Raw genomic sequence first — 18,536 nt, 5'->3', positions numbered from 1 at the left:
CAGGCGGGAGCACGAGTTCAGCCTCGCACCGGCAGGCAGGCGACGCCGCTGCGCTTTGCGACCGCGCAAGCTCGCGCCGCTTCGGCGCTGGAGCCATAGGGGCCGGCGAGCAGGCGGGTGACGGTGCCCGCCTTTACATAATAGGGTTGCGCGCCGGAGAGGCTGCCGGCGACCTTCGACCATTGATCGCGCGCGTTGCCGGGCTCGCGGAACGCGCCGAGCTGAATGCGCCAGCCGCCGTCCTTGCGCGCGGCGGCGGGCGCAGGAGTCAGCTTGGGCGTAGCCGGCTTCGGCGCTGCCGCGACAGGCGCGGCGCGAACGGGCGCGGGACGCGGCGTGGTCGCCGCCGGCGGCGGGGTGGTGCGCGAGGGCGGAGGCTCGGCTGTCGCGACCGTGCCGCGTGCCGGCTGGTCCGCTTCAGCCACCGCGATCGGCGCACGGCCCGCTTCGGTTTCGTAGCGGCGGGCGAGCGCGAGGCCCTGCTGCCGCTCCTGAAGCCCGATATAGCGATCCATCTGCGCCAGCGTTGCGCCCGCCTGGGGCAGGCCGGTCGCGTTGGCGCGCACCATCAGCGCATAGGCGCGAACCCAGTCCTTTTGAACGACGTCGCCGTTGAAGAGCATCGTGCCGAGCACGAACTGCGTGCGCGGTTCGCCGCGGGCGACGGACTTCTCCAGCCACTTCACCGCTTCGGACCGCTTGTTGTTCTGGAACAGCGCAAGGCCGTAGTTGTCCTCGGCCTGGCGATGACCCTGGAGCGCCGCCTTGCGATACCATTCCTCGGCCATGGCAAGATCGGTGGGAACGCCGCGGCCGAGCTTGTAGGCCTGACCCAGGTTGAACTGAGCATCGGCGTCGCCCGCGACCGCGGGGCCGCGCCACAGTTCTACGGCCTTCTTGTATTCACCGCGCGACCAGGAATCGACCCCGGTCTTCACCGCCGCGGCGGGCGCCTGCGTCTGGATCGGAGCAGCGACGGCGATCGCCCCTGACATCATGGCGGCGACAAACAACGGCATGCGCATGGAAAACACCCCACCCTGGACGGCACATGAATAACGTCCATCAACCATCGTTGGCAAAGCTTTCCTAGTCTTTAACCCGCGCCATCCCGCCAAAACGGCGCCCCGTTAACCCGTTCTTATCCCATCCGGTGGCATCCCCGCCGTGGAATAGCGGGCAATTTCAGGGGAACACATGCGCGTTCTGGCGATGGCGTCGCAAAAGGGCGGATCCGGCAAGACCACGTTGTCGGGCCATCTCGCCGTGCAGGCGCAGCGCTCCGGCGCGGGTCCGGTCGTTCTGATCGACATCGATCCGCAGGGCAGCCTGGCCGACTGGTGGAACGAGCGCGAGGCGGACTATCCCGCCTTTGCCCAGACCACGGTTGCGCGCCTCGCCGCCGATCTGGAGGTGCTGCGCCAGCAGGGCTTCAAGCTGGCGGTCATCGACACGCCGCCCGCGATCACCATGGCGATCCAGAGCGTGATCCAGGTGGCCGAGCTGATCGTCATCCCGACGCGGCCGAGCCCGCACGACCTGCGCGCCGTCGGCGCCACCGTCGACCTGTGCGACCGCGCGGGCAAGCCGCTGATCTTCGTCGTCAACGCCGCCACGCCCAAGGCGCGCATCACCAGCGAGGCGGCGGTCGCGCTGTCGCAGCATGGCACCGTCGCGCCGATCACGATCCATCACCGCACCGACTTCGCCGCGTCGATGATCGACGGGCGCACGGTGATGGAGGTCGATGCCAAGAGCCGCTCGGCCGCCGAGGTCGAGGCGCTGTGGACCTACATCTCCGACCGGCTCGAGAAGAATTTCCGCCGCACGGTCTTCGCCGCGCCCGTCATCAACGGCGCGAGCTTTGCCGCGCGGCCGATGGCCGGCTTCGGCCGCCGCGTGGTGAGCTGAGGATCATGGCTATGTTCGGCAACTCCAAACCGCTCGCCTCGCTTTCCTCCGGCCTGCTCGCCCGCAAGGGTCAGGCACGGCCGGCGATGCGGCCCCAGGGCTTTGTCGGGTCCGACATGTCGCTGGAGGATCTGGGCTGGAACGACCTGGGTGAGGGTCGCGCCGCGGCGCCGGTCCAGCCGCTGACGCCCGAAACGCCGGTGCCGGTCGAAGCACCGACGCCCGCCGTGGTCGTGCAGCGCGAGGCGCTGTCGCGTGAAGTGGCGCCGCCGGTCGTTGCGACCGCCGAGCTTGCCGCGATCGGAGCGGCGGTGGCGACGCGCAAGGGCAAGGCGGCGTTCACGCTGCGCCTGGACGCCGACCGGCACCTGAAGCTTCGCCTGGCGAGCGCGATCGAGGGCCGCTCGGCCCAGGCGATCGTGACGCAGGCACTCGACGAATATGTGACCAAACTGGCCGAGGTCGAGGCGCTGTCCGCGCAGCTCCGCCCCGGCAACGGCAATCGCTGAACCGGGGGGATTTACGATGCATTGGGGCAAGCGGATCGGATTGGGGATGGCCGCGGTGACCGCGATCGGCGGGACGCTGGGCGGCATGGCGCTGCACAGCTCGGCGGCGATGGCGGGTGACCGCGACGCCGCCGCACAGGCGCGCGCCGCCGACAAGCAGGCGAAGCTCGCCGAGAAGGCGATCCGCCAGAACCGCCACGACGAGGCGGTCGGCCGCGCGGAGCAGGCGGTGCTGCTGGCGCCCGACAATGGTGCGCACCGGTCGCTCCTGGGCCGCGCGTACATCGTCGCGGGCCGCTTCGCGTCTGCAGCGCAGGCGTTCGAGGATGCGCGCGCGCTGGGCGATAAGGATGGTCGCAGCGCGCTGAACCTGGCGCTGGCCAAGGTGGCGCTGGGCGACTGGCAGGGCGCGCGCGCGCTGCTTGACGCCAGCGGCAACGAGATCCAGCCGGCCGATCGCGGCCTCGCGATTGCATTGGCTGGCGACCCGATGGCCGCCGTCGCGGTGCTGGCCGAGGCCGCACGCGATCCGGCAGCGACTTCGAAGGTCCGCCAGAATCTCGCGCTCTCGCTGGCGCTGGCCGGCAAGTGGCAGGAAGCACGCACGATCGCCGCGATCGACCTGCCGCCCGCCGAGGCGGACCAGCGCATCATGCAATGGGCACAGTTCGCGCGGCCCGCGAGCAAGTCGGATCAGGTCGCGAGCCTCTTGGGCGTGACCGCAGTCGCCGATGGCGGCATGCCTGTGCAGCTCGCGCTGCGCGGCCGCAACGAAGCGGTGGCGGTCGCCTCCGCGCCGACGCCGGTCGAGGCGTTCGCGCCGGCGATCGAGCCCGCGCCGGTCGTCGCCGAAGCGCCCGTCGAAGCCACGCCGGTGGCATCGGCCGAGCCGGTGCCGGGACCGCGCGCGAGCGGCATCGTCTTTGCCGAGCGTCGTGAGATCGTTCAGGCGATCCCCGCCTCGCCGATGCGCCAGGTCCGCACCGCCGCTGCGACGCCCGCACCCGTCAAGGCCGCGTTCCGGGCGCCGGCGCAGGGCAACTACTTCGTCCAGCTCGGTGCGTTTGAGAATGCCGGGGTCGCGCGCGATGCCTGGGGCCGGCTCAGCCGGACCGTGCCCGCACTCGCCAGGCAGACGCCGCGCGGCATGTCGGCGACCGTGGGGTCGGAAAGCTATTACCGCCTGTCGGTCGGCGGCTACACGCGCGGCGATGCCGATGCGCTGTGCCGCACCGTCCGCGCCAAGGGCAGCCGCTGCTTCGTGCGCGCAGCGCTCGGCGAGCAGGTGGCAAGCTGGGCGCGCGGGCCGCAGGTCGCCTCGCGCTGAGGATCAACGAGTAGGAGAGGAGGGCGGCGTCAGGCGGTCAGCCAGACGCCGCCCTTGATCGTGCGCAGCACGCGGCCTTCGACCGGCAGACCGTCGAACGGCGTGTTGCCGGCACGCGCGACCATCGCCTCGCCGACGATCTGCCAGGGCGCGTCGGCATCGAACAGCACCAAGTCCGCAGGCGCCCCCACCGTGAGCGTGCCGGCGTCCAGCGCCATCAGCCGAGCCGGGGTCCGCGACAGCAGCTCGAACAGCCGCGGGAGCGCGAGCCCCGCCGTGCGCGCGGCATTGATCGAGAGCGCCAGCAGCGTCTCGGCCCCCGACATGCCGGGGGCGGCATCGGTGAACGGCAGCCGCTTTTCCTCCGGCCCGCGCGGATCGTGGCCCGAGCAGAGCACGTCGATCGTCCCGTCACCCAGCGCCTTCAGCGCAGCCGCGCGATCCGCCTCGTCGCGAAGCGGCGGCGAGAGGCGGGTGAAGGTGCGGAAATCGCTGATCGCCTTGTCCGACAGCAACAGATGCGCGGGTGTAATGCCACAGGTGGCACGAACACCGCGCGCCTTCGCGGCGCGGATCAGGTCGAAGCCGGCCGCGGTCGTGACCTGGCGAAAGTGGATCGACGCGCCGCTTTGTTCGGCGAGCATCAGGTCGCGGGCGATCGCCAGCGCCTCCGCGATGGCGGGCGCGGCGGGGAGGCCGAGGCGCGTCGCGGTCTCGCCTGCGGTCGCGACGGCGTCGGCGGCGAGCCCCGCATCCTCGGCGTGGGCGACGACGGTGAGGCCCAGGTCGCGGGCATAGCCCAGCACGCGCGCCATCACGCCGGCATCGGCGATCCAGCGGCGGCCGGTGGCGACGGCGCGCGCACCCGCCTCCGCATTGATCGCCATTTCGGCGAGGTCGACGCCCTTCAGCTCGCGCGTGGCGGCGGCAATGGGATGGACCCACAGCTCGGGCTTGCCGACCGCCGCCGCGCGCTGGACGATGCCCGGATCGTCGAGGATCGGCGACTGGTCGGGCATCAGCCCGACGCGAACGATGCCGCCGGCTATGCACGCCGCCTTGTCGATCGCGAAGACGCCGAGGTCGACGATTGCGGGGGCCAGGCACTTGCCGCGGCAATCGACGATCGCGGCGCCGGCGGGTGCTTCGACGGTGCCGACCCCCGCGATCCGATCGCCGACGACGAGAAGGTCGCCCGTGCTCTCGCCGCGCTCGGGACAGATCAGGCGCGCGTTGCGATAGAGCGTCGTCATGCCCAGCCCTCCACGCCGCGTGCACGCCGCGTCAGTACGTCCAGGCACGCCATGCGGACCGCCACGCCCATCTCGACCTGTTCGGTGATCGCCGAGCGGCCGGGCAGGTCGGCGACCGACGAGGTGATCTCGACCCCGCGATTCATCGGCCCCGGATGCATGACGAGCGCATCGGGCTTGGCGCGCGCAAGCCGCTCGGGCGTCAGGCCGTAGCGGCGGTGATATTCGCGGGTCGAGGGGATGTAGGCGCCCGACATCCGCTCGTTCTGGAGCCGGAGCATCATGACGACGTCGGCCCCCTCCAGCGCGGCGTCGAAGTCGGTGAAGGGCGTGACGTGCATCGCCTCGATCGCAGGCGGCATCAGCGTCGTCGGTGCGACGACGCGGACTTCTGCGGCGAGTGCGGTGAGCGCGAGGATGTTCGACCGCGCGACGCGGCTGTGCAGGATGTCGCCGCAGATGACGACACGCTGGCCCTGCAGCTGTCCGCGGCGGCGACGGATGGTCAGCGCGTCGAGCAGCGCCTGTGTCGGATGCTCGTGCGACCCGTCCCCGGCATTGAGGACGGGACAGTCGACCTTGTCGGCGATCAACCCCACCGCACCCGAGGCCATGTGGCGGATGACGATCACATCGGCACGCATGGCGTTCAAGGTGACCGCGGTGTCGATCAACGTCTCGCCCTTCTTCACGCTGGAGGCGGCGACGGTCATGTTGACGACGTCGGCGCCGAGGCGCTTGCCGGCGATCTCGAACGACAGGAGCGTGCGGGTCGAGTTCTCGAAGAAGGCGTTGATCTGGGTCACGCCCTCCAGCCGCCGGTCGCTCTTGGCGCGGCTGCGGTTCGCCTCGATCCACTGCTCGGCTTCGTCGAGGAAAAAGGTGATCTCGTGCGGCTGAAGCCCGGCGATGCCGGTCAGATGCCGATGCGGAAACACGGCGCCGCCGGGCAGCAGCGTGGCGGGGCGGTGGTCGGAAGCGGGCATCGAGGGCGCGGGTTATCGGGGCGGGCCGGCGAGGGCAAGGGGGTGGTGGCTCATCCACGCTTTACGTCACCCCGGACTCGTTCCGGGGTCCACCGGGCCGCGAACCTCGGCGTTCGTTGGGGCGTGCTGAACCGGCCAAACCGGCAACCCGCCTCAGCCTGAGTGGAGAGGTGGACCCCGGAACAAGTCCGGGGTGACGACTAGCAGGATCAAGTCCGGGATGACGGGCGAAGTACGATCAATCGTCCTCGCGCCACTTCCTCTCCTCGCGCTTGCGGCGGCGTTCTTCCTCGCGGAGGCGACGGCCTTCGGCGGCTTCCTTCTTGCGCATCTTGCGGCCGTAATTTCGGTCGGCTTCTTCCTGGCTGGTCGTCGCCCAGTCGACCGCCTGGCCGGTCGCCTTGACCGGCAACGTCGCCACATCCCACGCCGTCTTGGCGATGCATCCGCCGCTCAGGAGCGGCAACGACAGCGCCGCGAGCGCCAAACCGATACGCATATCAACTACTTCCCCGACCCCGCGAACGCATCACGCGCCGCGACGCCATCATAGGGGAAGTCGGTGAAGAATCCATCGATCCCCGCGGCAAGCTGGCGCGCGATCTCGTCGCGTAGACGCCCGTGCGCGCGCGGATCGGTTCCGATGCGGTCGGCGGGCGGCAGGAAATAATTCTCGGCACGCAGCGTCCAGGGATGCACCTTGAGCCCCGCGGCATGCGCGTGGCGGACCAAAGCCGTCGCAACGCCATCGTCGGCGACCACCAGCTTCTTCTCGGGGCCGAGACCGTCGGCATAGGTCGCGACGGCGCGCAGCCCCTCCGGCGTCAGCATCGCCGCATAGCTCGGCTGCGCGCGGTCGGCCGGACCCCCGTCGCTGGCGACGAGCTGGATCAGGCGCACGCGGGTCATCCGGCGCAGCGCCTTGAGGTTGTTCACTTCAAACGACTGGATGAAGACGGGCGCATCGGTGCTGTTCCACCCCGCGGCGCGGAGTTGATCGGCGAGCCGCTGTTCCATCGGCTTGCCGATGGAGGCGAAATAGGTCGGGTGCTTGGTCTCTGGATAGATGCCGATCGTGCGACCCGTTTTGGCCGAGCGCTTCTTGGCGAGGGCGATCACCTCGGCCAGCGTCGGCACCTCGAAACGGCCGTCATAGGCGGCGTTCTGTGGCCGAAGCTGCGGCAGGCGTTCTTTGGCGCGCAGCGTCTTGAGTTCGGCGAGGGTGAAATCCTCGGTAAACCAGCCCTCGTGCCGCTCGCCGTCGATCGTCTTCACGGTCTTGCGACCAGCGAACTCGGGATGCGCGGCGACATCGGTGGTGTTGGTGATGTCGTTCTCGTGCCGGGCGACGAAGACATTGTCCTTGGTGAGGACGAGATCGGGTTCGATGAAGTCGGCACCCACCTCGATCGCGCGCTCGTATGCGGCGATCGTGTGTTCTGGCCGCTCGCCCGAGGCGCCGCGGTGCGCGATCACGATCGGGCGCGGGCCGGGGTCAGCCATCGGTCCGGCAACCGCCAGCGCGAACAACATCAGGAGCATCGGGCAGCCTCTTCATGGGATCGGGTATTAGCAACGGGGTTCGGCCATGCCTATGTGAGGGCGCGATGACGCCGCGGTGACATGAAAGGGTTGTGCGCTTGAACGACAATGACGGCGTGCTGGCAAAGGCGCGCGAGTGGGCGGGCAGCCCGATGGCGCTGGCGACGGTGGTGTCGACCTGGGGCTCGGCGCCGCGGCCGCGGGGCAGCCACATGCTCGTCCACGCCGATGGCCGGTTCGAGGGATCGGTGTCGGGCGGCTGCGTGGAGAACGACATCCTGGCGACCGCGGCCGAGGTGATCGGCGGCGCGCCGGCGGTTCTCAAGCGCTACGGCGTCGCCGATGCCGCAGCGTGGGAAGTCGGGTTGCCCTGCGGCGGCGAGATCGCGGTGCTGGTGCAGCCCGTCGCGGCGCACGGCTTCGACCCCGAACTGTTCGAGCGCATCGCCGAGGCGCGGGCGGGCGGCGACAGCGTCGTCGTGAACACCGACCTCGACGGCGGCCAGTCGTCGCTGCGGCCGGTCGAGGGTGCGGCGTTCGTCAACCGGTACGATCCGCCGCGCCGGCTCATCATCGTCGGCGCGGTCCAGATCGCCCAGGCGCTGGTGGGCTTGGCAAAGCCGCTGGGGATCGAGGCGGTGGTCGTCGACCCGCGTGCGCGGTTCCTGACGGAGGAGCGGTTCCCCGGCGTGACGCTGGACGATCGCTGGCCGGACGAGGCGATCGAGGCGCTGGCGCCGGGGCGGACGAGCGCGGTGGTGACGCTGAGCCATGATCCCAAGATCGACGATCCCGCGCTCGCCGCGGCGCTCGCGCGGCCGACTGGCTATGTCGCTGCGCTGGGGAGCAAGCGCAGCCATGCGGCGCGGCTGGAGCGGCTGACGGCGGCGGGTGTCGATCCGGCGGCGCTGGGGCGGATCGACGGTCCCGCCGGGCTGGCGATCGGCGCGGTCGGGCCGGCGGAGATCGCGCTGTCGGTCGCCGCGGCGATGGTCCGCGCATGGCGGGGAGCGGAGGCATGATCGCGCCGGAGAATACCGCGCTGGTGCTGCTGGCGGCGGGTCGGTCGCAGCGCTTCGGCGATGTCGACAAGCTCGAGCAGCCCTATCTTGCCGAGCCGATCGGGATGCACGTCGTCACTGCGCTGGAGGCGGTGCCGTTCGCGGCGCGGATCGCGGTCGTGTCCGGAACCCGGCTCGACTACGCCGCGCGCGGCTATCGCGTCGTCCACAACCCGCATGCCGAGGACGGGCAGGGGCGCTCGCTCGCGCTCTGCCTGTCGCCGGTGAGGGAGGTGGGGGCAAAGGCGGTGCTGATCGCGCTGGCCGACATGCCGCGCGTGACGGCCACGCACATCTATCGCCTGTTCGACGCCGCCGAGGGCGAGGACACGATCGTCGCGTCGAGCAACGGCGAGCATCCCACGCCGCCGGCGCTGTTCGGCGCGGCGCATTTCGATGCGCTGGAGGCGCTGACCGGCGACGAGGGCGGGCGGCGACTGGTGATGCAGGGAAAGCATGTTGTCACGAACCCGGCGGAGCTGATCGACATCGACACGCCCGAACAGCTCGAGACGCTGCGCGCCAAGATCATCCAGCAGGTGCGGCCCTGAGCACCCCTCCAAACACCTCGTCACCCCGGACTTGATCCGGGGTCCTGCTTTTTTCGACCGGGCGGAAGGTAGAAGCGGGACCCCGGGTCGAGCCCGGGGTGACGGAAAAGCGATGGGCTGCGCGCCGCTCCTGCGCGGTCAGCGGAAGGTGCGCGGGGCGGGGCTGACCGTCACGGTCGAGCCGCCGCGGACTTCCTTTACCTCCAGCGCGCGCTCAGCGATGCCTTCGCGGTCGAAGCGGAAGGCGCCGTCGAGCCCAGCGAAGCCGTCGCGGTCGGTCAGGCGGGTCGCCGGGAATGGGCTGCCCACGCGCCAGTCGCGGGCGATCCGGACGGTCAGCAGCACCGCGTCGTAGCCCATCGAGGACAGGCGATAGGGCGCCGCGCCGAAGCGCGCCCGGTACTTGCCGGCATATTGCGTATAAAGGTTGTTCGACACGCTCGCGTACCACGCGCCCGACAAGGCGGCGTTGCTGCCGACGTTCGAATCGGTGTTCCACAGCTCGGTGCCGAGCACGCGCGCGCTCTTCCCGGTGCCCCGCCGGAGGACCGGAACGGCGCCCGCCGCGGTGGTCGCGCCGTCGGCGATCAGCACCGCCTGATATCCGGCGGTCAGGCGACCCGCCGCGGCCGCGACCGAACGCGGCGCCCGGTCATAGGTCTGGAGCGCGACGACGCGCCCGCCCGCCGCCTCGACCGCGCGCAGGAAGCTGGTCGAGGCGCGCTCGCCATAGAGGCCGGTGGGGACGAGGCCGGCAAAGTCGCTGACGCCGCTGCGCCGCGCATGATCGACGACGCGCTCGATCGACTGGGCGGGGGTGTAGCCCATGATGAACACGCCATCGCCTGCGACGCCGGTGTCGTTGGAGAAGCTGAGCACCGGCACGCCCGCGCGCCGCGCGATCGGCGCGACCGCGCGAACGTCCTCGGCCAGCAGCGGGCCGAGGATCAGGCGATTGCCGTCGCGGATCGCGGCCTGCGCCGCGGCGGCGGCACCGCGCGCGGTGTCGTAGTTGGTGATGCGCACCACCTCGCTGCGCGTATCCAGCTGCGCGAGTTGCGTCGCGTTGGCGAGGCTCTGGCCGACGCGCGCATTGGGGCCGGTCAGCGGCACGAGCAGCGCGACTCGGTGGCGTGCCTGATCCTGAGGGAGCCCGGGTCCGACCGGCGCCGGTCCCGTGGTGGGCCGCGTGGTCGGCGGCGGCGCCTCTCCAGGAGGCGCACCGCGGGGCACGATCGTCGAGCAGGCGCTGATCGCCAGGCCGATGGCCAATATGGCCAGTCGCCGGAGGTGCATTCCCGGTTGCGGTCTCGCGTGCGCCTCTGCCATGGCTCTCCCCTGATGAACGCCGAACTCCTGCCCGGCCTCTATATCGTCGCCACCCCGATCGGCAATCTCGGCGACCTGTCGCCGCGCGCGGCGGCGGTGCTGTCGCATGCCGACGTCGTCGCTGTCGAGGATAGCCGCGTAACCGCCGGACTTTTGCGGCATATCGGGGTCAAGCGGTCGATGCTGCCCTATCACGACCACAATGCCGATGCGGTCCGCCCCGGCCTGATCGCGCGGATGGCCACCGAGGTGGTGGCGCTGGTCAGCGACGCGGGCACGCCGCTGATCTCCGATCCCGGCTACAAGCTGGTGCGCGACGCACGCGCGGCGGGGCATGCGGTGGTGACGGTGCCCGGGCCGTGCGCGGCGGTGGCGGCGCTGACGCTGGCGGGCCTACCGACCGACCGCTTCCTGTTCATGGGGTTCCTTCCGTCCAAGGCGCATGCGCGGGCGGAGGCGATTGCCGAGGTGGCGGCGGTCCGCGCGACACTGGTGCTGTACGAATCGGGGCCGCGGCTGTCGGCATGCCTGGCGGCGCTCGCCGAGGGGCTGGGCGACCGCGAGGCGGGCGTGGCGCGCGAGATCACCAAGCGGTTCGAGGAATGCGTGACGGGACGTCTGTCGGCGCTGGTCGAGCGCTATGCCGACGCGCCGCCCAAGGGCGAGATCGTGGTCGTCGTCGCACCGCCCGAACCGCCGGCCCCCGCCAGCGCAGACGACGGCGACGCGGCGTTGGCCGAGGCGCTGACCCGGCTGCCGCCCGCGAAGGCGGCGGGAGAGGTCGCCAAGCGATTGGGGCTCGATCGCAAGGCGCTCTATACGCGGGCGATGGAGCTCAAGGACCGGTGAGAGACCGCCACGCCGCCGAGGCGCGCGGACGGCGCGGCGAGGAACAGGCGGCGTGGTACCTCCGGCTCAAGGGCTGGACGATCGTCGCACAGCGTGTGCGGACGAAGGCGGGGGAGGTCGACCTGATCGCGCGCCGTCCGGGCTGCGTCGCATTCGTCGAGGTCAAGGCGCGGGCGACGGCGGCGGAACTCGATCATGCGATCGACGAGCGGCGCCTGGCGCGCGTCGCGGCGGCGGCGGAGGTGCTGGCGGGCGAGTATGCGCTGGCCGGCGAGGCGATCCGGATCGATGTGGTGCTTCTCGCGCCGGGGTGCCTGCCGCGGCATATCGAGAATGCTTGGATGGGGTGAGCATGCTTGGTCCGCATCCGCGGACTTTGGCGCTGCTTGGCGGCTTCTCGACTACGCTCGAAGCGAACGGGAGAGGTAAGGACAAGGCCAAAAGACCAGCGTTCGTTTCGAGCGAAGTCGAGAAACACTTAGTTCCCCGTTCGTCCGGAGCTTGTCGAAGGACGTGCCGCCGGCACCAGCGTTTCTGGCACGTGCTTCGACAGGCTCAGCACGAACGGGATTGATGGATCGCCAGGGTCGAAGCGCAGATCGCTCCGACCTTGTCGAACCGCCCGCTCTAAGGCACTTGCACCCGCACGCTGGCCACCACAGCCGAGCAGGAGATCCGCATGCCCCTCAACGTCGCCGTGCAGATGGACCCGATCGCCGGCATCAACATCGCGGGCGATTCGACCTTTGCGCTGATGCTGGCGGGGCAGGCGCGCGGGCACCGGCTGTTCCACTACACCGCCGACCAGCTCAACTGGTCGGACGGGCGGCTGTGGGTCAATGCGCGGCCGGTCGAGGTGCGGCCGGTCAAGGGCGACCATTTCACATTGGGCGAGCCGGTGCCGCTCGATCTGGGCGACGAAGCCGATGTCGTGCTGATGCGACAGGACCCGCCCTTCGACCTTGGCTACATCACCGCGACGCATCTGCTCGAGCGGATCAAGGACCGCACGCTGATCGTCAACGATCCGACCAGCGTCCGCAATGCGCCCGAAAAGGTCTGGGTGCTCGACTATGCCCGCTTCATGCCGCCGACGCTGGTCACGCGCGAGCTGGACGAGGCGCGGGCGTTCCTGGCCACGCACGGATCGGTGGTGGTCAAGCCGCTGCACGGCAATGGCGGCAAGGCGATCTTCAAGATCGACGAAGGGGGGCAGAACCTCTCCTCGCTGATCGAGGTGTTCAACATGACCTGGCGCGAGCCGCACATGGTGCAGGCGTTCCTGCCCGGCGTCGCGAAGGGCGACAAGCGCATCGTCCTCGTCGACGGCGAGGTCGCGGGCGCGATCAACCGGTTGCCTGGGGAGGGCGAGATCCGCTCCAACCTGGCTGTCGGCGGGCGGGCCGAGGCGGCGGACCTGACGCCGCGCGAGCGGGAGATCTGTGCGGCATTGGGGCCTGAGCTCAAGGCCCGCGGCCTGATCTTCGTCGGCATCGACGTGATCGGCGGCGAGTGGCTGACGGAGATCAACGTGACGTCGCCGACGGGGATCGTCGCGATCGACCGGTTCAATGGGACGGATACGGCTGGCGCGATCTGGGACGCGATCGATGCGCGATTGAAGGTGCGGGCTTAGCATCTTTTCGTCACCCCGGACCTGTTCCGGGGTCCACCTTACCGCGTCCTCAGCGGCCGCTTGGTTTGCGGCACGGTGGACCCCGGAACAAGTCCGGGGTGACGAGGGTGGTTGGCGGCGAGCCCATTTGCCACAACCCCACCGCCCGCTTAGAGGGCGCCGCAACGCAGCAAGGGACCGTGAATGACCGACCGCCTGATCGAACTCGTCGGCGCCTGGGGCTATCTGGGGATCGCAATCGCGATGTTCCTGGAGAATGTGTTCCCGCCGATCCCGTCGGAGGTCATCATGGGACTGACCGGCATGGCGGTCGCCGACGGCAAGCTCGGTTTCGCCGAAGCGGTGGCGGCGGGGACCATCGGTGCGGTGCTCGGCAACTGGGTGTGGTACTGGATCGGTCGCGTCGTCGGCTATGCGCGGTTCAAGCCGCTGATCGACCGGTTCGGCCGCTGGCTGACGCTCGACTGGCCGGAGGTCGAGAAGATCGTCGGCATCTTCACCCGCTATGACAAGGCGATCGTGTTCTGGGCGCGGTTCCTGCCGACCGTGCGCACGATGATCTCGCTGCCGTCGGGCATGCTCAAGATGAGCCAGGTCCAGTTCCTGTTCTGGACGACGCTGGGCTCAGGCATCTGGAACGCGGTGCTGATCGGCGCGGGATACATCCTCAAGAACGAGTTCGGCCAGTTCGAGCATTATTACGGCCCGGTCGCGATCGTGCTGATCGTCGCGGTCGTCCTGCTCTACGTCTACCGCGTCTTTACCTGGAAGCCCCAGGTCTGATCCGCCGCGCGGCGAGCCCGCGTTCGGACAGCGCGCGCTGCACGGTGTCGCTGCCGGTCAGGTGGCCGACGCCGACCGCCATGAACATGGTGCCGGGCTGCTCCAGCCGCCTGGCGATCCACGCGGCCCAGCGGCGGTTGCGATCGGAGAGGATCGCCTTGCCGAACGCGGCCGAACTCGCGCGCTGATCGGCGTCGACGATGCGGCCGAGCGCGGCGGCATCGCCCTTCGTCCAGGCGGCGAGCACCGCGTCGGTCGAGTCGCCGGTCTTGTCCATGTTGTCGAGCTGGCGCGTCAGCATCGCCATCTGTGCCGCGTCGGGCAGCGCGTCGAAATAGCCGAGCTGCTGGACCCGCGGTTCGAGGCCGAGGATCGGCTTGTCCGATCGGCGCGCCGCGGCGGTGAGCACCGCCTCGACCCCGGCGCCCGCGTCATAGCCGCGGCGTTTGAGCGGCAGGATCGACAGCGTCGTCGCGGCGAGCCACGGCTTCACCCGATCGAACGCCCCCGCCGGATAGCCGAGCTCGGCCAGCGCGGCGGCGAGTTTCGGGCGATAGGCGGCGGGCAGGCGGTCGGGCAGGGTAGGGCCGCTCGCCGTCTTGCCGATCGCATCCTGCGTCCGCTGCGCCTCTGCGGCCTCGACGGGCGGCGTTTCCAGGACGAGCGTGTCGGCCGCATCGAAGGCACGGCGCACCTCGTCGTCGAACCAGCCGATATCGGGCTTCAGCCAGTGCACGCTGCCGAACAGGTAGATCGTCGTGTCGGCATCGCGCACGACCCAGAGCGGCGGGTCGGCCGGCACGGGCGGCGGCGGCGCGGCAGGACCGGCGAGCGCAAGCGCGAGCGCAGCGAGGAGGAGGCGGACGGGCATTGTCCCCGGACATAGGCGGAGTCGCAGATGGGATGAAGCGCCCTAAAATCTTCCGCTGGAGGGGAGGGGAACCAGCCGAAGGCTGGTGGAGGGGTATTCGCGACAGGCGATGAGTTCGGGGTCGCTTCGATCGCTGACATGCCGATAGCGACCACACCCCTCCACCAGCTTCGCTGGTCCCCCTCCCCTTGCAGGGGAGGAATGAGCACATGTCCCGAATTGCACGCTTTCTGCGGCACTTTAACCATTGCGCAATCTAGCGTGCGCGAGGATGAGTGCGAGCATGAGCGACGACACGCCCGAATTGCAGCCGGCCGAGCCGGCGGCGCAGCCCGGTCCCGAGATGGGCCGGCGCGCGCTGATGCTGGGGGCGGTCGGCGCGTCGGCGGTGCTGTCGATCCGCCCGGCGCTGGCGCAGACCGCGGCGTCGATCTCGAACTGCCAGATCCCGGTGCCCGATCCCGCGCGGGCCGGACAGTATGTCGCCGCAGACGGCAAGCTGGTTCCCGCCGGCACGCAGGGCGCCTTCCCGCCCGCTGGCCGTCCCTTCACCGGCGAAGAGGTCAAGCGCGCGCTTCGCGGCGGGACGCTGCCCGGCGCCGATTATCAGCGCAGCCGCGCTTACACCAATTACATTCGCCGGTTGCAGCAGGGGACGAGCGGCTTCACCTGCTTCGCATCGCTCCAGATGCCGCGCGCCTGACGGCGCCCGTAATGCGATACCGCGCCGCCGACCGGGCGAGCCTGCGCATCGTGCCACTCGACGTCCTCACCGCCATCTATCATCGCCCGTCCGGCCAGACGCATCTGGTCGAGGCACCCGTGCCCGAGCTGATCGAGGCGCTGGGCGACGAGGCGCTCGAATCCGCCGCGCTGCTGTCGCGGCTCGAGCGCGACTATGCGCTGGTCGACCCCGACGTCGCGGCGCTGACCGATCGGCTTGAGGAACTGGTGGCGGTCGGGTTAGTCGCTCGGGCATGAGGCACGTCTTCTCGGTTCGCATCGGCCCCGCGGGCTTTCGCGTGGGCAGCGACTGGCGTCAGCCGATCGCCGAGCTCGAAGACCTTTACCGGGATTATCCGAAGCCCGACGACGACATTCCCGATTTCACCGTGCGGCTGTTCGCGGCGCGGCCGTGGCGGCGGTTCGTCCGGCCGGCGGTGATGATCGGCGGCGACTTCACCATCCCCGACGCCGCGCCGTTGCCGCTCGCGCTCGGGCTGCTTGCGGCCGAGATGGGGATGAACCTCCAGATGGCGCTGGCGCAGCGCCGCTACCTGTTGCTCCACGCCTCGTGCGTCGAGCGGGACGGGCGGGCGATCTTGATGACTGGGGAGAGCGGCGCGGGCAAGTCGACGCTGGCGGCGCTGTTGATGGCGCGTGGCTGGCGGCTGATGGGTGACGAGTTCGCGCTGGTCGATCCGGCGACCGGGCTGATCCATGGGTTTCCGCGGCTCATCAGCCTGAAGAACGAGAGCGTGGGCGTCATGCAGGCGGCGCTGCCCGATGCGCGCTTCGGCCCGCCGCAACTGGCAACGCCCAAGGGCGATATCCGCCACCTCGTCCCTGATGCGCGGTCGATCGCGGCGATGGCGGAGCCGGCGGTGGCGGCACACATCATCTTTCCTCGCTTCGGGTTCGAGGCGGCGGTGCGCGAGGTGCCCCCCGCCGAGACGTTCGTGCGGCTGACCCAGGCGTCGACCAACTATGTGGCGCTGGGTGAACGCGGCTTCGACGCGCTGACCCGGCTGGTCGGCGGCGTGCCGGCGACGGCGATCGACTATCCCGATGCGGCGACGGCGATCGCGCAGGTCGAGGCGCTGGCGTGACCGCGCGGCTGCTCGTCGCGGCGCTGCGCGACCCTGCCAGCACGGCCGAGTTCAACGCGAGCGGCTGGACCGCGCTGATCTCCGCGGCGCGGGGCGAGCAGATGATCGGGACGCTGGCGCACCGGCTGGCCGGGCTGCCGATGCCGGACGCCGCGGCGCGCATCCTGGAGGATGCGCGAGTTTCCGCCGAGCAGGGGCGCATCGCCGCCCTGTGGGAGGCGGAGATGGCGCGGCGGGCGCTGGCGCCGCTCGGGATGCCGGTGATCCTGCTGAAGGGCACCGCGTTCGTCGCCGCGGGGCTGAAGGCGGGGCAGGGGCGGCATATCGGCGACCTCGACATCCTCGTGCCGCAGGACCGGATCGACGATGCTGAGGCGGCGCTGATCGGCGCGGGATGGGAGTGGGTAAAGCCCGATCCCTATGACGACGCCTATTACCGGCGCTGGATGCACGAGCTGCCGCCGCTGATCCACCGCGACCGCGACAAGATGATCGATGTTCACCACACGATCCTGCCGCTGACCGCGCGGCCGCGGCCGGATGCGGCGGCGCTGGTTGCAGGTGCGGTCGAGATCGGCGGCGGGCTGTCGATGCTGGGGCGCGAGGACGTGATCGTCCACGCCGCCGCACACCTGTTCGCCGATGGCGAGCTGGCGGGAGGGCTCCGCAACCTGTGGGACGTCCATTGCCTGATCGAGGAGTTCGACGAGCCGGGCTTCGTCGATCGGCTGCGGGCGCGCGCAAAGCTTCACGGGTTGCTGTCCGCGGTCGACCGGTCGCTGCGGCTCAGCCAGTGGCTGTACGGCGCGGGCGCGCCGCTGACGCTGGCCGACCGGCTGTTCGCGCGGCGGCTTCTCGGGCGCGACAGCTGGGGGCGGCAGCGGCTTAAGGCCACGGAGTTCGGCTTCTATTTACGCGGACACCTGCTCCGCATGCCGCCAGCGATGCTGGCACGACACCTGTGGACCAAGTGGCGCAAGGGGTACCGGCCGCCCGGCTAGAGCAGCTTGCCCATGCTGACGCGCGGTTCGACCGCGTAGCCCAGGCGTTCGTAGAAGGTGGTGACCGCCGCATTGCCTTCGCGGATCTGGAGGTTGATCATGGGACAGCCACGCGCAGCGAGCGCGGCTTCGGCGGCGCGGACCAGGGCGGCGCCGATGCCGCGGCCGCGATGCGTCGATGCGACGGCAACGCTCCACAACCAGCCGCGATGACCGTCATAGCCGTGCATGATGCTGCCGACGATCAGGTCGTCCTCTTTAGCGATGAGCACCGAGCCGGGCTCGACCCGCAGCTTCTCGGGGATCGACAGCGCGGCGGCGATGCGCGGCGGGTCGTCGGGGAAGCAGGCGTGCCACAGCGCCTCGACGCCGGGCAGGTCGGCGGCCTCGAAGGCGCGGATCATCCCAGCCGCTCGAGCGCGGGGACGAGCTCGTTGAAATGGTCGATCACCGCATCGGCGCCGAGTTCCTCGACCGGCTGCATCAGAAAGCCGAAGCTGACCGCGACCGCGGGGATGCCCGCCGCATGCGCGGCGCCGATGTCGTAGATTGAATCGCCAACGAACGCCGCGCGGCCGCCGCCCATCCGCTCGACCATCGCGTGGATCAGCGCGGGGCTGGGCTTGGCGTTGCCCCGCCCGAGCGAATCGCCACCGAGCAGCAGCTCGAACCGATCTAGAAGGCCGATCTCGCGCAGCAGCTTGTCGGCGAGGGCGTGGAGCTTGTTGGTGACGATGCCGACGCGCACGCCCCTGGCCTTGAGATCGTCGAGCGCGGCGAGCATGCCGGGATAGGGGACCGTGCCCGCTGAGATGTTTGCCTCGTAGAAGGTGAGCAGCTCTGGATGCAGTTGGGAAAGCGTGGCTTCGTCGCAACCGCCCGAGGCCTTCAGCCCCTCGGCGAGCATGTGGCGGGCGCCGCGGCCGATCATCGGCTTGACCGTGTCGACATGGAGCGGCGGGCGGCCGGCGAGCGACAGCGCGTGGTTGACCGCGCGGGTGAGGTCGGCGGACGTGTCGAATAGCGTACCGTCGAGGTCGAAGCCGACGATGTCGAAGGGAAAAGTGGCCATGAAGCCGCGATGCCGCCTCGGCTATG

At 70.2% G+C, this 18,536-nt stretch carries 22 protein-coding genes; 13 read left to right on the top strand and 9 right to left on the bottom strand.

The window, feature by feature from the left end:
* Window positions 1–17 precede the first annotated feature (17 nt).
* Window positions 18–995, bottom strand: coding sequence for an SPOR domain-containing protein (locus RS883_RS12390; RefSeq protein ID WP_315760494.1), 978 nt, complete (start codon window positions 993–995; stop codon window positions 18–20).
* Between the two features lie 202 nt (window positions 996–1,197).
* Between RS883_RS12390 and RS883_RS12385 the strand changes: the two genes are divergently transcribed.
* The 3 genes from RS883_RS12385 to RS883_RS12375 are packed head-to-tail and all read left to right on the top strand — an operon-like array spanning window position 1,198 to window position 3,747.
* Window positions 1,198–1,911, top strand: coding sequence for a ParA family protein (locus RS883_RS12385; RefSeq protein WP_315760493.1), 714 nt, complete (start codon window positions 1,198–1,200; stop codon window positions 1,909–1,911).
* A gap of 5 nt (window positions 1,912–1,916) precedes the next feature.
* A complete protein-coding gene (locus tag RS883_RS12380) occupies window positions 1,917–2,420 on the top strand; it encodes a hypothetical protein (protein WP_315760492.1) in 504 nt (167 codons plus the stop codon).
* A gap of 16 nt (window positions 2,421–2,436) precedes the next feature.
* Window positions 2,437–3,747 carry an SPOR domain-containing protein gene (locus RS883_RS12375; protein ID WP_315760491.1) on the top strand — a complete coding sequence of 437 codons (1,311 nt, stop codon included), beginning with the start codon at window positions 2,437–2,439 and terminating at the stop codon, window positions 3,745–3,747.
* Window positions 3,748–3,776: 29 nt separating this feature from the next.
* Here RS883_RS12375 and RS883_RS12370 read toward each other — a convergent pair whose 3' ends face one another.
* The 4 genes from RS883_RS12370 to RS883_RS12355 all read right to left on the bottom strand — a co-directional run bounded on the left by RS883_RS12370 (window position 3,777) and on the right by RS883_RS12355 (window position 7,528).
* On the bottom strand, window positions 3,777–5,000 hold the full coding sequence (locus RS883_RS12370) for a dihydroorotase (RefSeq protein ID WP_315760490.1): 1,224 nt from the start codon (window positions 4,998–5,000) through the stop codon (window positions 3,777–3,779).
* Entirely contained in the window at window positions 4,997–5,986 is a 990-nt protein-coding gene (locus RS883_RS12365) for an aspartate carbamoyltransferase catalytic subunit (RefSeq protein WP_315760489.1), read from the bottom strand. Before RS883_RS12365 ends, RS883_RS12370 begins: the two co-directional genes overlap by 4 nt.
* A gap of 238 nt (window positions 5,987–6,224) precedes the next feature.
* Window positions 6,225–6,485: a hypothetical protein gene (locus tag RS883_RS12360; protein WP_315760488.1), complete on the bottom strand. Its 261-nt coding sequence runs from the start codon at window positions 6,483–6,485 to the stop codon at window positions 6,225–6,227.
* A gap of 5 nt (window positions 6,486–6,490) precedes the next feature.
* On the bottom strand, window positions 6,491–7,528 hold the full coding sequence (locus RS883_RS12355; RefSeq protein ID WP_315760487.1) for a glycerophosphodiester phosphodiesterase: 1,038 nt from the start codon (window positions 7,526–7,528) through the stop codon (window positions 6,491–6,493).
* A 98-nt stretch (window positions 7,529–7,626) separates the two neighbouring features.
* Between RS883_RS12355 and RS883_RS12350 the strand changes: the two genes are divergently transcribed.
* Both RS883_RS12350 and RS883_RS12345 read left to right on the top strand, forming a co-directional pair.
* Window positions 7,627–8,550 carry an XdhC family protein gene (locus tag RS883_RS12350; protein WP_315760486.1) on the top strand — a complete coding sequence of 308 codons (924 nt, stop codon included), beginning with the start codon at window positions 7,627–7,629 and terminating at the stop codon, window positions 8,548–8,550.
* The gene (locus tag RS883_RS12345) at window positions 8,547–9,140 is read left to right on the top strand and encodes a nucleotidyltransferase family protein (protein WP_315760485.1); all 594 of its coding nucleotides are present in this window, start codon (window positions 8,547–8,549) and stop codon (window positions 9,138–9,140) included. The genes RS883_RS12350 and RS883_RS12345 overlap by 4 nt, the downstream gene beginning before the upstream one ends.
* A 138-nt stretch (window positions 9,141–9,278) precedes the next feature.
* Here the strand turns inward: RS883_RS12345 and RS883_RS12340 are convergent, their stop codons facing one another.
* Window positions 9,279–10,469: a penicillin-binding protein activator gene (locus RS883_RS12340; protein ID WP_315760484.1), complete on the bottom strand. Its 1,191-nt coding sequence runs from the start codon at window positions 10,467–10,469 to the stop codon at window positions 9,279–9,281.
* A 12-nt stretch (window positions 10,470–10,481) separates the two neighbouring features.
* On the opposite strand from RS883_RS12340, the gene rsmI reads away from it, so the two are divergent.
* The 4 genes from rsmI to RS883_RS12320 all read left to right on the top strand — a co-directional run bounded on the left by rsmI (window position 10,482) and on the right by RS883_RS12320 (window position 13,737).
* Window positions 10,482–11,318 (top strand): 16S rRNA (cytidine(1402)-2'-O)-methyltransferase, encoded by an 837-nt coding sequence (gene rsmI / locus RS883_RS12335; RefSeq protein WP_315760483.1) that lies wholly within the window; start codon window positions 10,482–10,484, stop codon window positions 11,316–11,318.
* Window positions 11,315–11,668: a YraN family protein gene (locus RS883_RS12330; RefSeq protein ID WP_315760482.1), complete on the top strand. Its 354-nt coding sequence runs from the start codon at window positions 11,315–11,317 to the stop codon at window positions 11,666–11,668. Before rsmI ends, RS883_RS12330 begins: the two co-directional genes overlap by 4 nt.
* Window positions 11,669–11,997: 329 nt before the next feature.
* The gene (gshB, locus tag RS883_RS12325; protein WP_315760481.1) at window positions 11,998–12,954 is read left to right on the top strand and encodes a glutathione synthase; all 957 of its coding nucleotides are present in this window, start codon (window positions 11,998–12,000) and stop codon (window positions 12,952–12,954) included.
* Between the two features lie 183 nt (window positions 12,955–13,137).
* The gene (locus RS883_RS12320) at window positions 13,138–13,737 is read left to right on the top strand and encodes a DedA family protein (RefSeq protein WP_315760480.1); all 600 of its coding nucleotides are present in this window, start codon (window positions 13,138–13,140) and stop codon (window positions 13,735–13,737) included.
* On the opposite strand, the gene RS883_RS12315 is transcribed toward RS883_RS12320, so the two are convergent.
* A complete protein-coding gene (locus RS883_RS12315; RefSeq protein ID WP_315760479.1) occupies window positions 13,715–14,608 on the bottom strand; it encodes a TraB/GumN family protein in 894 nt (297 codons plus the stop codon). The two genes, RS883_RS12320 and RS883_RS12315, sit on opposite strands and share 23 nt — an antisense overlap.
* A gap of 283 nt (window positions 14,609–14,891) precedes the next feature.
* Between RS883_RS12315 and RS883_RS12310 the strand changes: the two genes are divergently transcribed.
* The 4 genes from RS883_RS12310 to RS883_RS12295 are packed head-to-tail and all read left to right on the top strand — an operon-like array spanning window position 14,892 to window position 17,438.
* Window positions 14,892–15,311 (top strand): hypothetical protein, encoded by a 420-nt coding sequence (locus RS883_RS12310; RefSeq protein ID WP_409977347.1) that lies wholly within the window; start codon window positions 14,892–14,894, stop codon window positions 15,309–15,311.
* Window positions 15,312–15,322: 11 nt separating this feature from the next.
* Complete coding sequence (locus tag RS883_RS12305) at window positions 15,323–15,589, top strand: HPr-rel-A system PqqD family peptide chaperone (RefSeq protein ID WP_315760478.1); 267 nt, start codon at window positions 15,323–15,325, stop codon at window positions 15,587–15,589.
* On the top strand, window positions 15,586–16,437 hold the full coding sequence (locus RS883_RS12300; RefSeq protein ID WP_315760477.1) for an HprK-related kinase A: 852 nt from the start codon (window positions 15,586–15,588) through the stop codon (window positions 16,435–16,437). Before RS883_RS12305 ends, RS883_RS12300 begins: the two co-directional genes overlap by 4 nt.
* Entirely contained in the window at window positions 16,434–17,438 is a 1,005-nt protein-coding gene (locus tag RS883_RS12295; protein ID WP_315760476.1) for a nucleotidyltransferase family protein, read from the top strand. The genes RS883_RS12300 and RS883_RS12295 overlap by 4 nt, the downstream gene beginning before the upstream one ends.
* Here the strand turns inward: RS883_RS12295 and RS883_RS12290 are convergent.
* Together RS883_RS12290 and RS883_RS12285 are read right to left on the bottom strand one after the other, a co-directional pair.
* Window positions 17,435–17,842 carry a GNAT family acetyltransferase gene (locus tag RS883_RS12290; RefSeq protein ID WP_315760475.1) on the bottom strand — a complete coding sequence of 136 codons (408 nt, stop codon included), beginning with the start codon at window positions 17,840–17,842 and terminating at the stop codon, window positions 17,435–17,437. The genes RS883_RS12295 and RS883_RS12290 overlap by 4 nt on opposite strands.
* Entirely contained in the window at window positions 17,839–18,510 is a 672-nt protein-coding gene (locus tag RS883_RS12285) for an HAD-IA family hydrolase (protein WP_315760474.1), read from the bottom strand. Before RS883_RS12285 ends, RS883_RS12290 begins: the two co-directional genes overlap by 4 nt.
* Window positions 18,511–18,536 lie beyond the last annotated feature (26 nt).

Origin of the sequence: Sphingomonas sp. Y38-1Y (assembly GCF_032391395.1) — a bacterium.
In the GTDB taxonomy this organism is placed as follows: domain Bacteria; phylum Pseudomonadota; class Alphaproteobacteria; order Sphingomonadales; family Sphingomonadaceae; genus Sphingomonas.
This window is presented reverse-complemented; position numbering and strand designations above follow the sequence as displayed.

What these genes read in the sequence shown, in the direction of transcription:
- RS883_RS12370 (WP_315760490.1), bottom strand. Translation starts at nt 5,000, where the DNA reads ATGACGACGCTCTATCGCAACGCGCGCCTGATCTGTCCCGAGCGCGGC.
- RS883_RS12300 (WP_315760477.1), top strand. Translation starts at nt 15,586, where the DNA reads ATGAGGCACGTCTTCTCGGTTCGCATCGGCCCCGCGGGCTTTCGCGTG.
- RS883_RS12365 (WP_315760489.1), bottom strand. Translation starts at nt 5,986, where the DNA reads ATGCCCGCTTCCGACCACCGCCCCGCCACGCTGCTGCCCGGCGGCGCC.
- RS883_RS12375 (WP_315760491.1), top strand. Translation starts at nt 2,437, where the DNA reads ATGCATTGGGGCAAGCGGATCGGATTGGGGATGGCCGCGGTGACCGCG.
- RS883_RS12385 (WP_315760493.1), top strand. Translation starts at nt 1,198, where the DNA reads ATGCGCGTTCTGGCGATGGCGTCGCAAAAGGGCGGATCCGGCAAGACC.
- RS883_RS12315 (WP_315760479.1), bottom strand. Translation starts at nt 14,608, where the DNA reads ATGCCCGTCCGCCTCCTCCTCGCTGCGCTCGCGCTTGCGCTCGCCGGT.
- rsmI (WP_315760483.1), top strand. Translation starts at nt 10,482, where the DNA reads ATGAACGCCGAACTCCTGCCCGGCCTCTATATCGTCGCCACCCCGATC.
- RS883_RS12390 (WP_315760494.1), bottom strand. Translation starts at nt 995, where the DNA reads ATGTCAGGGGCGATCGCCGTCGCTGCTCCGATCCAGACGCAGGCGCCC.
- RS883_RS12345 (WP_315760485.1), top strand. Translation starts at nt 8,547, where the DNA reads ATGATCGCGCCGGAGAATACCGCGCTGGTGCTGCTGGCGGCGGGTCGG.
- RS883_RS12285 (WP_315760474.1), bottom strand. Translation starts at nt 18,510, where the DNA reads ATGGCCACTTTTCCCTTCGACATCGTCGGCTTCGACCTCGACGGTACG.
- RS883_RS12305 (WP_315760478.1), top strand. Translation starts at nt 15,323, where the DNA reads ATGCGATACCGCGCCGCCGACCGGGCGAGCCTGCGCATCGTGCCACTC.
- RS883_RS12380 (WP_315760492.1), top strand. Translation starts at nt 1,917, where the DNA reads ATGGCTATGTTCGGCAACTCCAAACCGCTCGCCTCGCTTTCCTCCGGC.
- gshB (WP_315760481.1), top strand. Translation starts at nt 11,998, where the DNA reads ATGCCCCTCAACGTCGCCGTGCAGATGGACCCGATCGCCGGCATCAAC.
- RS883_RS12320 (WP_315760480.1), top strand. Translation starts at nt 13,138, where the DNA reads ATGACCGACCGCCTGATCGAACTCGTCGGCGCCTGGGGCTATCTGGGG.
- RS883_RS12340 (WP_315760484.1), bottom strand. Translation starts at nt 10,469, where the DNA reads ATGGCAGAGGCGCACGCGAGACCGCAACCGGGAATGCACCTCCGGCGA.
- RS883_RS12360 (WP_315760488.1), bottom strand. Translation starts at nt 6,485, where the DNA reads ATGCGTATCGGTTTGGCGCTCGCGGCGCTGTCGTTGCCGCTCCTGAGC.
- RS883_RS12290 (WP_315760475.1), bottom strand. Translation starts at nt 17,842, where the DNA reads ATGATCCGCGCCTTCGAGGCCGCCGACCTGCCCGGCGTCGAGGCGCTG.
- RS883_RS12355 (WP_315760487.1), bottom strand. Translation starts at nt 7,528, where the DNA reads ATGCTCCTGATGTTGTTCGCGCTGGCGGTTGCCGGACCGATGGCTGAC.
- RS883_RS12310 (WP_409977347.1), top strand. Translation starts at nt 14,892, where the DNA reads ATGAGCGACGACACGCCCGAATTGCAGCCGGCCGAGCCGGCGGCGCAG.